Origin of the sequence: Pseudenemella bisphenolivorans (assembly GCF_051133435.1) — a bacterium.
In the GTDB taxonomy this organism is placed as follows: Bacteria; Actinomycetota; Actinomycetes; order Propionibacteriales; family Propionibacteriaceae; genus JAAYAO01.
In genome coordinates, this window is sequence record NZ_JBPGNY010000001.1 from 14,431 (window position 1) to 27,221 (window position 12,791).

Genomic DNA, 12,791 nt, shown 5'->3' on the forward strand with positions numbered 1-12,791 from the left:
CCCTTCGACCGGCGTCCATCACCTTCCGGGAACCGCAAAAAAGCGACGAAAACCTCAACCGCGACCGCGACGTGGGGTGTCGGCGATCACCGCAGCCGCAACCACCGGGACCCCTGCGGCGGTGAGTACCCGGTGTGCCTCGGCCAGGGTCGCGCCGGTGGTGACGATGTCGTCGACCAACAGCACCCGGCCTTCCCGTACCGAGCCGCACAGCCCGAACGCCCCGGCCACATTGCGTTGCCGATCGGCCACGCCCAGCCCGGCCTGATCGCGCAACCGGCCGTGCCCGGCAAGTGCTCGCCAGACCCCTGCGTTCACCCCGGCACGGCGCAACTGCCGGACGGCTTCGCCGGCCAGGACGGCGGTCACGTCCATGCCGCGTCGGCGCACCGCCCGGCGCGTGGACGGCATCGGCACCAACCACCATCGGCCGGGCAGGTCGGCGGCCAACAGTGCGGCCGCTGTGGCCAGCACCAGCCGCTCCCCCAACACCCGGCGCAATCCCCAGGCCTGTCGTTCCTTCCAGGCCTCGAGCACTCTCCGGGCCGTCCGGTCATAGCTGCCGGCGGAGTACACCGGCAGCGCAGCATGGTCGATGGTTCGCACCCCGCGGGCAGCGAGTTCGGCCCGGCAGTTCGGGCACAATCCCGCGCCGGGGCGGTTACACCCGGGGCAGGTCGCACCGAGGATCAGATCGGTGGCGGCCTGCCACCACGCGGGTGCCTGCATCAGCCCGGATAGGCGATCGCGCTCAGACCCTCGAGCATCCTCGGCCAGCGGAACTGTTCCTCGAACCGCCACACCGTGCCGTCGGAGGCCAGCATCATCACCCGCGGTTCAGCGCCTCGGGGTGAGGTGGCCAGGGCCACCGCATTCCAGTTGTCCGGCTGGCCGACCAACTGCCAGGTGGCCCCGGCCTGATCCAGGGTGTAGGGCTTGGCCGGCACGTCGGTGCCCTCGGCGACCAGCACCATCATCATGGTCGGGTTGGTCCAGCCGACGTCGGCGATCTGCACCTGCGATTTGGTCACGGTGAACGGCAGCGTTTGCCACCCGTCCAGCAGCACCCGGTCGGTGCGGGTGATCCGGCCGATGAGCAGTTCGTCGCCACCGTTGTTGGCCTGCCGCACCACCGCTGCGCGCAGGCCGTCGGGTGAGATCCGAATGCGTTTGACGTAACCCAGCTTCGAGATGTCGACCAACTGTTGTTCGCCGTCGACGAAGACCACCACGTGTTGTTGGCCCTCCACCTCGGCCAACACCCACAGTTCGTTGAACCGGGTGTACTGGGGGCGGCCCAGCCCACTGACCCCGGTCAGCAGGGTGGTCACCTCTCCTTCGGCCAGTGGGGCCGAGCGGAGGACGGTGCCGTCGTCGCTGACCATCGCCACGTAGTCGCCGAGCAGGCTGACCCCCATGGTGTCGAGGTGGCCGATACTGCCGGCCGGTCCGGTCACCGGCTCCAAGCGGGCTTGCCCGTCGGTTTCGGTGACCCGCCCCACGCCGACGTCGTCGCTGCCGTACAGGTCGGCACGCTGGCCTCGCGGGATCGGGTCCAGCACCTGATAGGCGTCGATCGGCACCACGCCGTCCTCGTTCTGTTCCCGGATCGCGAAGGCCTGCCCGGAGTTCAGGATCCGCACCCCGGTGATGTTCGGCGACAGTTGGCCCAGGGTCCAGGTGATCTGGGCGGCCAGCCGGCTGCGACCGTTCTCGTCCAGCCGTCCGATCGATTCCGACAACGACACCTCGACCACCCCGGACTCGTCCACCGGGGCGGCGACGTTGAGTTCGGTGCCGTTCGGGATCGCGGTCACCACCACCGGTGACAACCACTTGGTGGGCCCGGCCAACAGTCGTCGGATCACCGAGGTGGTCGGGCTACCGGTGGGCAGATAGATCGGGTCAGGCACCAGGGTGTTGTAGGAGGGGTCGAAGAAGTACAGGTCGACCCGCTGGTGGAAGCGCTTGAACAGGTACTCCGGAATCAACAAGCCCTGCGGTGGGGTGTCGATCCGCCATTCGCCATCGACCTGGACCAGCCCGAAATCGACGTCGATCGAATCGGACGAGGTGCGGTATCCCCCGTCGGCGGCCACCGAACCGATCTTGGGTGCCCGCAACCGCACGGTTTCTTCGGTGGCGACGATCGGGTAACCGTCGGCATAGATCTGCACCCCGGCTTCGGGACGCCACTCCGCGCTCGCCCGTCCGGTGAGGTACTGGCGGGCCACGTCGTAGCCACCGCGGTAACTGGCCATCGCGTGCAGGTAGCCCTCCACGATCGTGGTCGGGCTCGCCCCGGGGGCCGGTGGTTCGGGGGCGATCTCGACATTCTCGGGTTCGGCCGGGCCCGGCGTGCCACCGGGGACGACCGGCCCGGAGGTGGGCACCGAGATACAGCCGGTGCCGATCAACCCGATCAGCATCAGCAGTACCGCGAACATCCGGCAACGTTTCACTGCCCACTCCCATCGAGGTGGGGTTGATAGTCGCGGGGCATCACCGGCAGCGGCGACACCTCCACGATCGCCCCCTGTTTGCGGGGCAAGGTCAACCTGAACTGGGCACCCTGGCCGGGACGCCCCCAGGCGTTGAGCCAGCCGCCGTGCAGCCGGGCATCCTCCATCGAGATCGCCAGGCCCAGCCCGGAGCCGCCCAGGGTGCGGGCCCGGGCGGTGTCCCCACGCCAGAAGCGGTGGAAGACGTGGGTGACCTGGTTGGCCTGGAATCCGACCCCGTGGTCGCGCACCGCGATCGCCACGCCCTTGGCGTCGCCGGCGATGTAGACGTCGATCGGCTGTTGTTCGCCGTGTTCGATGGCGTTGCTGATCAGGTTGCGCAGGATGCGCCGCACCCGCCGGGGGTCGACCTCGGCGGTGACCGGGCCGGTGACGTGCAGGCTGATCGGGGTGTTCTGTCGTTCGGCCACCCCCGACAGGGCGTCGATCTCGGTCTGGGTCAGGTCGGCCAGGTCGATCTCCTCGGTCGACAGCACCGCCGCACCGGCGTCGAAGCGGCTGATCTCCAGCAGATCGTCCAGCAGCGACTGGAAGCGCTCCACCTCGTCGTGCAGCAGTTCGGCCGACCGGGCCATCAACGGTGGAAAATCCTCGCGGGAGTCATACAGCATCTCCGAGGCCATCCGCACGGTGGTCAGTGGTGTGCGCAGTTCGTGGGAGACGTCGGAGACGAACCGCTGCTGCACCCGCGACAGGTCTTCCAACTGGGTGATCTGACCCTGCAGTTCGGTGGCCATCCGGTTCATCGACATGCCGAGGCTGGCGAGGTCGTCGGTGCCGTGCACCTCCATCCGGGCCCCCAGTTCGCCCGAGGCCAGCCGTTCGGCGGCCAAACGGGCCCGGCGCACCGGCAACACCACCTGACGGGCCACGATCGCCGAGACCAACGCCAGAGCGATCACCATCACCGCGCCGGTGGTCAGCGCCGCCCGCTGCATCACCTCCAGGGTGCGCAGTTCATCGGTGAGCGGAAAGATGAAGTAGATCTGGTAGCGGCCGGCACCGGGGGCGAACAACGATCCGCCAACGGCATAGCCGGGTTCGCTGGTGCCGTCGGTGTACATCACCCGGGTCGGGGTGACCCACAGGTTCTCTTCCTCACTGACGGTGCGACGCAGCGATTCGGGGACGCTCTCGGCCTCGATACTGCCGGAACGAATGTCGGAGACCGGGCCCTGCACCACCACTTGGTACTGGTCGGTGACCGACCCGCGGTTGGCCACTTCGAAGGCCAACTGGGTGAGCATCTCATTGGCGTTGGTGCCCGAGGCGTTGGCCGCGGTCAACTGCCGCTGGGCCTGTTCGTAGGCCACCGATGCCTCGGCCAGGGCGGTGCGCTGTTTGGTGTCGAGCACACCGCTGGTGACCTGTTGCAGCAACAACCAGCCACCCATCCCGAGCACCACCACGGATGCCACCAGGGTGGAGGCGACCACGCGCAGTGGCAGGGAGCCCCGCCAGACGCGGATCGGGGTGCCGAAAACGCGCAGTAAGCGCGACATCAGTTGCTCAGTTCGCCGGCCTTGTAGCCCACTCCACGCACCGTGATCACGATCTCGGGGTGTTCGGGGTCACGCTCGATCTTCGACCGCAGCCGCTGGACGTGAACATTGACCAATCGGGTGTCGGCGGCGTGACGGTAACCCCACACCTGTTCCAGCAGTTGCTCACGACTGAACACCTGACGCGGACGTCGAGCCAACGCCAACAGCAGGTCGAACTCCAACGGGGTCAGCGAGATCTCGGTGCTGCCGCGGGTGACGGTGTGGGCCGACACGCTGATCGCCAGGTCACCGATCCGCAGCTCGTCCGATACCTCGTCCGACGGCAGCCGACGCAGCCGGGTACGTACCCGGGCGATCAGTTCCTTGGCCTTGAAGGGTTTGGGGACGTAGTCATCGGCGCCCGCCTCGAGGCCCTCCACCACATCGGTGGTGTCCGACTTGGCGGTCAACATGATGATCGGCACCCCGGATTCGGTGCGGATCTCACGGCAGACGTCCACCCCGTCCTTGCCGGGCAACATCACGTCCAGCAGCACCAGGTCGGGCCGGGAATCCCGGAACGCCTGGAGGGCGGTGTCACCCCGAGAACACCAGGTCGGCTCGAAGCCTTCCTGGTGCAGTACCAACTGCAGCATCTCGGCCAGCGCGGCATCGTCATCGACGACCAGAATGCGTGCTCGCTGATTGTCGACCACTACTCCCCCTGTCGTGCATGTGCCGGGCAGGAACCCGACCATTCCCAGCGCCATGGTACGCACAGACGCGCCGAACCGGTGCTGAGCCGGCTCGGCGCGTCACAGTGCGGGTTGATCGGGGAACTACCTGCTCGAAGCCGAGCCGGAGTCCTTGTGTCCGTCGGCCGCTTCCAGATCCAACGGCCCTCCCGCTCCGCCCGGTCCGCCCCCGGGAACCTCCACGGTGGGCTGGGTCGGCGGAGGGGTCGTCCCCGGAGGAGGCCCCGGCATCGGTGGTGCGCCGGGGGGCTGACCCCCGGGCATACCGGGTTGCGGCGCGATCGGGTCGAAGTCACCATCGAGGTTCGCGGCCTTGGGCCACGTGTCCGGTTGCTTCAACTCGTTGTTCTGCGAGGCGTAGTCACCCATCGTCGTGACCGGGGTTTGCATCGCGGAGTTCCACGACTGCCCAATACCGCTGGCCACCTCTTCGAGGACTTCGGCGAAATCCAACAGCCAGTATGCCAAGGACGTGCTGCGCGGGTACATGCCCCCGTCGATGTCGTCAACCGCATTGGTCAACTGTTGAACGCTGGCCAGAGCCCAGGCGTACTGGCCCGCCATCACTTCGGCCGAACTGCGCAGTTGGGTGGCCGCGTTGTTGGCCATCTGCGCCATGTCCGCGATCGCGTTGAGCTGCTTGGGCTGGGTCTCGAAATAGGCCTCGGCTCCGGCGCCCACCCAGTTCTGGTTGGTGGTGCTGGACCGCAGTTCCTCGTCCGCGGTTTGCAGCTTCGGAACCAAATCCGACCACTTCTCGGACTGCTCGTACAGGAACTTCGGAATCCGCTTGAAGCCGTCGAACTCTGCTTGCCACTTTTCCTTCATGTGCCCATTGGCAGCGTTGAGCTGGCCGGTCATATGCGATATCCAATCGGAACGCCACGTGAACGAGGTTCCGGTGACAGCGCCACCTTCCACCTTGATCATGTTGGCCCACTCCCAGAAAGCCACGTACCACGGCATGTTGTCATTGTCGGTCTCCACCACGGTGCCGAACGACCCGGCCAGCTCCTCGAAGGCACCGTCCAATTCGCCGACAAAGCTGTCCCACTGATTCATCGTGTACTCGGGCATGGATCACACCGCCTGCTGAGCGTGGGGACCGCCACTGCCGGGTGGGCGGGTGGTGGTCGGAGTCTGATTGGTTTCCGCAGTCACCTTGCTGCTCGCATCCTCGTTGGATTCCTCGGTCTCGTCGTACTTGTCGGCGTTGGTGCGCAGAGTCTTGGCGATCGCGCGGAACTCCTTCTCGGCCAGGCCCAAGCAGTCGAAGACGTTGCCGTGCAGCTTGTGGTAAGCCGTGGCCAGGCCCGGCGAGGCGTCACAGTTGCCGAGCCAGCCGAAGGACTCGGTCTCGATGAACAGGGACTCCTCATCACCGGCGAGCTTTTGATACTCGTCGGCCATGTCCTCCCACAACTGGGCTTCGGTGCGCAGTGCCTTGACCGAAACCTCCAACTGCTCGGCGGTCGGTGGCCCACCGGGCGCACCGGGCCCGCCGGGAGCACCGCCGCCGGGCGGCATTCCACCACCGGGAGCACCGCCGCCGGGCGGCATCCCACCACCGGGAGGCCCACCGCCACCGGGAGGAGGCATGCTGCCACCAGGAGGTCCTCCGCCACCGGGAGGAGGCATACCTCCGGGCGGATCCGTCTTGGGCAGGTCGGTCTTGGGCGGATCGGTCTTCGGCGGGTCCACCCCCGGCGGACCGGGCTTCGGCGGCCCCGGCGGGTCGCCTCCCGGAGGCGGACCGGGCCGCTCCGGCGGGTCGTACTTCGGCGGGTCCGCCCTCGGTGGATCCACCCTCGGCGGTCCGGGCCGTTCCGGCACATCCACCTTCGGCGGGTCGGCGATCGGCGGTCGGGAGCCACCGGGAGGGTCGATTCCGGGGTTGCCGCCACCGCCGGGCGGCGTATAACCACCGCCGGGCGCCGAGCCGCCACCCAGACCACCGTCACCGATGCCCGCGGCCATGGTTCCGCCACCACCGCCGGCCCCGGCGAAACCACCGGGAATGCCGCCACCGGCGGGTCCGGTACCCGTACCGGGCATCCCGCCACCGGCAGGGCCAGCACCCGGGCCGGCACCGGGGCCACCGGCCATGCCGCCGATACCGCCGCCGGCCATCTGCCGACCGGCAATTCCACCGGGCATCCCGCCGGCGCCGGCTCCGGCGCCACCACCGGCCATACCCATCGGCGGCATCATCATCGGGCCACCGCGTCCAGCGCCCTTGCCCTCACCGCTTTGGTCGTGCGGGTTGATCAGGGCCTCGTACAGGTCGAGGTCGTCCAGTTCGTCGTTGCTGTCCGCGCCGACGCCGACGTAGCCGGATTCGACAACCCGCTTGCGTGGCTGGGCCGCATCACTCATGGTGTCCTCTCAACCGTCATTTCGTTCGGGGCATCAACTCGTTGGCGAGCGCGGCTGCTTCCTGAGCCAACTCACCGAACTCACCCACCGTGTACTCCCCCGGCACGTGAGCCTCGTAAGCGGCCCGGTGTGCCTCCAACACTGCTTCGGTGATCTTCTCGGCACGCGCCGTGCGCGCCCACGCGTCGTCGATGGTCAACCGCTCGGTGCGCCGATCCCGATCCAGCACCACTTCCACCTTGTGATCAGCGCTGGTGCCGGTACCCACCGTGCCGGTCCACGAACTGCGCCGCACCTGGTCGGCGGGCTTCTGCTTCAACTGGCGTCGCCGTTCGGCCAACTCCAACAACCGGCGCACCACGGTGTCCAAAGGAATCTCGGCCCCGGGTTGGCGACCCGGAAGATCCGAGGTCGGCAGCGGCCGCGGTTTCTCGATGTTGGCCTGAGCCTGACCGAGGGCCTTCTGGAAGCGCTCGGCCAGTGGATCCTTGGACCGTTCCCGCCACCGATTGGACAAGTACACCTTCACCAGCAGCCCGTCCTCGTCGACCCATACCTTCACCGATTCGGAATCATCGACGAAGGGCTCCCCTTCGGGCTCGCCGCCTTCCTCGGTGTATTCGGGTTCCTCGTAGGAGCCGCTCAGGGCAGCGGTCGGGTCGAGGTCATCGTGGTCATCACTGGGCCAACCGGACATGGTCCTCCTGGTGGGTGGAGATCGCGTTCGAGTTTGGCAGACGTCGGGGTCAGCCCCTCAGTTCAGATCGGGATCATCGGGCCAGGTCGCGAACCACGCCAACTCGCCCGCTTGGCGGCGCAGCACCCGGCGCCACAGTTGGCGCTGGTCCCGTCCGAAAACGTCGTCGTAGGCGACCTCGCAGATGTGCCACATCCCGGCCAGGAGTTCGTTCTGCAACTGCCCCGGCCCCCACCCGGCATAGCCGGCGAAGATGCGCATGTCGTCGTAGGCACCCTCGACGATCTCCACCGGGGTGTCCAAGTGCAACAACCCGATGTTGTCGAAGACCGGTCGCCACCCCGGTGGGTGCTCGTCGGGCTGGGACGGGCTGGCCAGGCAGATCGCGCCCTCGGGCGAGACCGGGCCGCCACGAAACAGCAGGGCCGGTTCGGAGACCAACGGCACCCATTGCGGCAGCACCGATTCCAAGGGCAGTTCATTGACCTGGTTGAGTACCAATCCCAGAGCTCCGTCGACGTCGAGGTCCAGCATCAACACCACCGCGTGGTCGAAGACCCCGTCGCGCAGTTCCACCGCAGAAACCAGCAGCTTGCCCGGGGCAAGCAACTGTTCCGAGTCCGGCAGACTGGTCATGACACGATCTTATGGGGGTCGGATCAGGGATCGATCGGGGTCGATGCCTGATGTCCGCCCACCGCCGCCCACCGACACTGGATACATGATGACTATGGGCCGAAACAACGAGCAGATGCTGATCACCGAGGAGCAGCGCGAGCGTGCCGAAAGCTGGCTCCAGGACGCCTATGCCGACGGTCGCCTCGATGCGCTGGAGTTCGACCAGCGCATGGGCATCGCCCTGCAGGCCCGCACCCGCGGCGAGTTGAACCGGGCCTTCCACGGTCTCACCGCCCCGGCGCGTCCCCACGGTCGAGTGTTGGCCACCCGTCGCCCGACCAACGCTCCGGCACCCGGCCACGCCGACCTGCTGGCCGCGGCCGGGCACCTGTCGCCATTGATGAGCTCGTTCATCGGGCCGATCATCACGATGGCGATCGCCAAGCCGGGTTCGTACGCCCGCAGGCAGTCGGCCGAGGCACTGAACTTCCAGTTGCTCAGTCTGCTGGCGCTGATCGCCGCCGGCATCATCGGCTGGGAGATCCTGATCACCGTGGTCACCATCGGCTGGCTGGTGTTCACGATCTACGGCGGGATCAAGGCGCTGCAGGGTGCCGAGTTCCGCAACCCGGTGCTGGCACTGACCAGGTTCCGACCGGTCAAGCCGTAATTGGATTTCATCGGGTTGGCGATGGCGGGTAAACTGGTGCGGACAACTCAACATGGGGGTGATCGGTATCGACTTGGGACGGTAGTCCCAGGGGAAGCGGGCCGAGAAGCCAAGGTCAACTCGTTAATGTTCCTTGGAAACCAATAAGTGCCAATAACAGTCGCACTGACTTCGCTCTCGCTGCCTGAGCAGTGACCGAAGGGTCAGCCCGGGGTCGCCTTTGCCCCGGTTCCTGGCCTCAACTCAGAAGGCTTGCCTGATGGTTTTGGTTCCGAGAACCATCAGGGACACTTTCGGAACTGGGCTCGTCTGCAACTTGCCGGTGTGAGTGCAGGAGCCGAGTAGAACGCCCAACCGGCTGCGCCCGGAGAAGTCCTGGTTCACCTCACGAGGACGCGGGTTCGATTCCCGCCACCTCCACCCCTCACGCAGGGCTCGAGTTCTTGCCACCATCGGTGGCGCGGATTCGGGCCCTGTGTTGTTTTCGGTCCTCGCGGTTCGAGTGCCGCCGCCCGGTCACGGTTGACCCCCGGCCGCCGGGCGCAAACCGCCTTCGTTTCAGTAGGCTGATTCCATGAGCATCGAGAAGCCCGACGTCGACTTTCCCGGCGGACCGCCGCCGGATGAACTGCAGATCACCGATGTGATCGTGGGAGACGGCCCCGAGGCCGAGAAGGGCTCGCGCGTGCTGGTGCACTACGTCGGGGTCTCCTACGACACCGGGGAGGAATTCGACGCCTCCTACAACCGCGACCAACCGCTGGCCTTCGTCCTCGGCGCCGGCCAGGTGATCACCGGCTGGGACCGCGGCATCACCGGGATGCGGGTCGGCGGCCGCCGGCAGTTGATCATTCCCCCATATCTCGCTTACGGCGACCAGGGTGCCGGGGATGTGATCGGCCCCGGTGAGACACTGATCTTCGTGTGCGATTTGGTGGCCGTGCGCTGACGTCGATGTCCGAATTGCCGTACGGCACCTGGCCGTCCCCCCTCGCCGGCGAAGACCTCACCGGCATCGTCACGCCGGCCGAACCACAACTGGACGGAAGTTGGCTGTGGTGGCTGGAATCGCGCCCGGACGAGGGCGGTCGCACCAGTTTGTGGCGCCGCGACGTCACCGGCGGCGGCGTGGCCGAGGAAATCACCCCCGGCTCGTGGAATGTGCGCAGCCGGGTGCATGAATACGGTGGCGGTGCCTACGCCACCCACCGCACCATGGCGGTGATCTCCGACATCACCGACGGTCGGTTGTGGCTGTTCGAACCCGGCAATGAACCGCGTCCGATCACCGCCGAGGGCGCCGATGTACGGTACGGCGATCTGCGCCTGCTCGGCCGGCAACGCCTGGTGGTCGCTGTCCGCGAAGATCATCGCGTCTCCGGCGAACCGGTGAACACGATCGTGGCGATCGACCTGGACGCCAAACCCGGCTTCGGCACGATTCTGTGTGCCGGGGCCGACTTCTACGCCAGCCCCGAGGTCTCCACCGATGAGCGGATCGCCTGGTGCGAGTGGGACCACCCGTCGATGCCCTGGGACGCCACCCGAATCATGGTGGCCGGCTTCCGCCGCGGCCCGCAGGGGCTGCCGGTGGTGACCGACCCCTTCGCGATCGCCGGTGGCGATGACGAAGCCGCGATCCATCCCCGCTGGATTCCCGGTGAGGGCCTGCTCTACCTGACCGACCGGGACGGGTTCTGGAATCTGCACCGGTGGACCGACGACTCCCATGACACCCTGCTGCTCCGCGACGCCGATTTCAGTGGTCCGATGTGGCAGTTGGGCCAGGATCCCTATGCGGTGGTCGACGGCGAGACGGTGGTGTGTTCGTGGTGGACCGACGGGCAATCCACCATCGGCACGCTCGACCTGACCAGTGGCGAGTTCACCGCCCTGGACACCCCCGCGTGCGGGGTGAGTGCCCTGGTCGGCAGTGCCGGACGCTGCGCCGCCCTGGTGCAACACCGCAATCGTGGTCCGGCGCTGGTGGTGCTCGATCTGGACGACCGGCAGTGGTCGGTACTGCGTCGCTTCGAGGTTCCGTTGCCCCGGGAGTCGGCTAGTGTGCCCACCGCGTTGACCTGGCGCAACCAGGGCCACAAGGTGCACGGCTGGCTGTGGCGCCCACACCTGCCCGGACACACCGGCCCGGACGATGAACTGCCCCCGCTGCGAGTGATCTGCCACGGCGGACCCACCGGACACATGTCGGCCTCGCTGGACCTCACCACCCAGTACTGGACGACCCGCGGCTACGCGGTGCTGGGGGTGAACTACTCCGGATCGACCGGCTACGGCCGCGACTATCGCCAACGGTTGCGGGGCCAATGGGGTGTGTTGGACGTATCCGACTGCATCAGCGGGGCCCAGCAATTGATCGACGACGGTGAGGTCGATCCGGCACGGGTGAGCATCGAGGGTGGATCGGCCGGGGGTTTCACCACCCTGCAGGCACTGTGCACCACCAACCTCTTCGCCGCCGGAATCAGCCGCTTCGGGGTGGCCGACCCGACCATGCTGGCCCGCGACACCCACAAGTTCGAGTCGCGCTATCTGGAGTCACTGATCGGGCCCTACCCCGAGCAGCGTGACCTGTATCAGGAGCGCTCCCCCCTGCTGCACGCCGACCGGCTCAGTGCCCCGGTACTGCTGCTGCAGGGCGCCGACGACAAGATCGTGCCGCTGAATCAGGCCGAGGCGCTGGCCGAAGCCGCCCGGGCGGCAGGCCTGCAGCATGCCCTGGTGGTGTTCGAGGGCGAGGGGCACGGTTTCCGCAAGGCCGAGTCGGTGATCGCCGCGGTTCAGGCCGAGGAGTCCTTCCTCAGCCAGCTCTACGGCTTCACCCCGGCCGCCGAGGTACCCGAACTCGAACTCCGGTAACCGGCCCGGCTGTCGGCGCTGCGGTGAGCCCGGCTCATTCCAGGCGGTCACCGAAGATCGCCCGGCCGATGCGCACCACCGTCGACCCCTCGGCGATCGCGTCCTCCAGGTCACCCGACATGCCCATCGACAGTTCGGCCCACTCCCCCGCCTCGGCGGCGACGGGGTCGGCAACGAGCTGATCGCGCAGGGTGCGCAGGGTGCGGAAACATTCCCGGGCCCGGCTCGGGTCCTGAGCGGCGATGGTCATCAGGCCGACGGGCCGCAACTGGTCGAGAGCCACCAACTCCCGGGCCGCCGCGAGCGTCTCGTCGGGCCTGACCCCGAACTTCGATGGCTCACCGGAGGTGTTGACCTGCAGGTACACCGGCAACGGCCGTCCGCTGTTGCGCAGCCCGTTGGAGGCCTCCAACCGACGCTGGAATTCCTGGGCCAGGCGCAGCGAGTCCAGCGATTGCACCTCGTCGGCGAAAGCGATGACGTCCTTGGCCTTGTTGGTTTGAACATGCCCGATCATCGACCAGCGCAGTCCGGCGTCGGCCAGTAGGTGGGCCTTGCGTTTGGCCTCCTGTACCCGGTTCTCCGCCATCATCGCCAACCCGAGGTCGGCGACACGGCGGACGTGGTCGGGCGGCCACGTCTTCGACACCGGCAACAACCGGACCTCATCGGGGTCGCGTCCGGCGGCCAGGCACGCATCAGCAATGCGTTGTTGCACGCGCGACAAGTTCTCGGCGAGCGTCATGCATGGGAGCTTCTCAGATCGGTGCAGTTCGGGGTAGGTGTGAT

Annotated in this window: 12 protein-coding genes and 1 other RNA gene; 4 read left to right on the forward strand and 9 right to left on the reverse strand. The window is 67.3% G+C overall.

The genetic code is table 11. The features are described from left to right. Positions 1-54: 54 nt before the first annotated feature. From ACR4XW_RS00055 to ACR4XW_RS00090, 8 genes are all read right to left on the reverse strand, one after another. Positions 55-729, reverse strand: a complete 675-nt coding sequence (locus ACR4XW_RS00055; protein WP_434758471.1) for a ComF family protein — start codon at positions 727-729, stop codon at positions 55-57. Then, positions 729-2,447 (reverse strand): LpqB family beta-propeller domain-containing protein, encoded by a 1,719-nt coding sequence (locus ACR4XW_RS00060; protein ID WP_434758472.1) that lies wholly within the window; start codon positions 2,445-2,447, stop codon positions 729-731. Before ACR4XW_RS00060 ends, ACR4XW_RS00055 begins: the two co-directional genes overlap by 1 nt. An 11-nt stretch (positions 2,448-2,458) precedes the next feature. Beyond that, entirely contained in the window at positions 2,459-4,024 is a 1,566-nt protein-coding gene (gene mtrB, locus ACR4XW_RS00065; RefSeq protein WP_434758473.1) for an MtrAB system histidine kinase MtrB, read from the reverse strand. Beyond that, on the reverse strand, positions 4,024-4,722 hold the full coding sequence (mtrA, locus tag ACR4XW_RS00070; protein ID WP_434758474.1) for an MtrAB system response regulator MtrA: 699 nt from the start codon (positions 4,720-4,722) through the stop codon (positions 4,024-4,026). Before mtrA ends, mtrB begins: the two co-directional genes overlap by 1 nt. 123 nt (positions 4,723-4,845) lie before the next feature. Continuing rightward, positions 4,846-5,838, reverse strand: a complete 993-nt coding sequence (locus ACR4XW_RS00075; protein ID WP_434758475.1) for a hypothetical protein — start codon at positions 5,836-5,838, stop codon at positions 4,846-4,848. A 3-nt stretch (positions 5,839-5,841) separates the two neighbouring features. Beyond that, positions 5,842-7,137, reverse strand: a complete 1,296-nt coding sequence (locus ACR4XW_RS00080; protein ID WP_434758476.1) for a hypothetical protein — start codon at positions 7,135-7,137, stop codon at positions 5,842-5,844. Positions 7,138-7,153: 16 nt separating this feature from the next. Continuing rightward, entirely contained in the window at positions 7,154-7,834 is a 681-nt protein-coding gene (locus tag ACR4XW_RS00085) for a hypothetical protein (RefSeq protein ID WP_434758477.1), read from the reverse strand. A gap of 57 nt (positions 7,835-7,891) precedes the next feature. Further along, a complete protein-coding gene (locus ACR4XW_RS00090; protein ID WP_434758478.1) occupies positions 7,892-8,470 on the reverse strand; it encodes a YqgE/AlgH family protein in 579 nt (192 codons plus the stop codon). 85 nt (positions 8,471-8,555) lie between these two features. Here ACR4XW_RS00090 and ACR4XW_RS00095 point away from each other — a divergent pair, with 85 nt between their 5' ends. From ACR4XW_RS00095 to ACR4XW_RS00110, 4 genes are all read left to right on the forward strand, one after another. Continuing rightward, positions 8,556-9,122: a DUF1707 domain-containing protein gene (locus ACR4XW_RS00095; RefSeq protein WP_434758479.1), complete on the forward strand. Its 567-nt coding sequence runs from the start codon at positions 8,556-8,558 to the stop codon at positions 9,120-9,122. A gap of 54 nt (positions 9,123-9,176) precedes the next feature. Next, positions 9,177-9,545, forward strand: a transfer-messenger RNA (tmRNA) gene (gene ssrA, locus ACR4XW_RS00100). 157 nt (positions 9,546-9,702) lie between these two features. After that, positions 9,703-10,071, forward strand: a complete 369-nt coding sequence (locus tag ACR4XW_RS00105; RefSeq protein WP_434759374.1) for an FKBP-type peptidyl-prolyl cis-trans isomerase — start codon at positions 9,703-9,705, stop codon at positions 10,069-10,071. A gap of 5 nt (positions 10,072-10,076) precedes the next feature. Further along, a complete protein-coding gene (locus tag ACR4XW_RS00110) occupies positions 10,077-12,002 on the forward strand; it encodes an alpha/beta hydrolase family protein (protein ID WP_434758480.1) in 1,926 nt (641 codons plus the stop codon). A 34-nt stretch (positions 12,003-12,036) separates the two neighbouring features. Here ACR4XW_RS00110 and ACR4XW_RS00115 read toward each other — a convergent pair whose 3' ends face one another. Beyond that, a complete protein-coding gene (locus ACR4XW_RS00115) occupies positions 12,037-12,747 on the reverse strand; it encodes a YggS family pyridoxal phosphate-dependent enzyme (RefSeq protein ID WP_434758481.1) in 711 nt (236 codons plus the stop codon). Between the last annotated feature and the right edge of the window lie 44 nt (positions 12,748-12,791).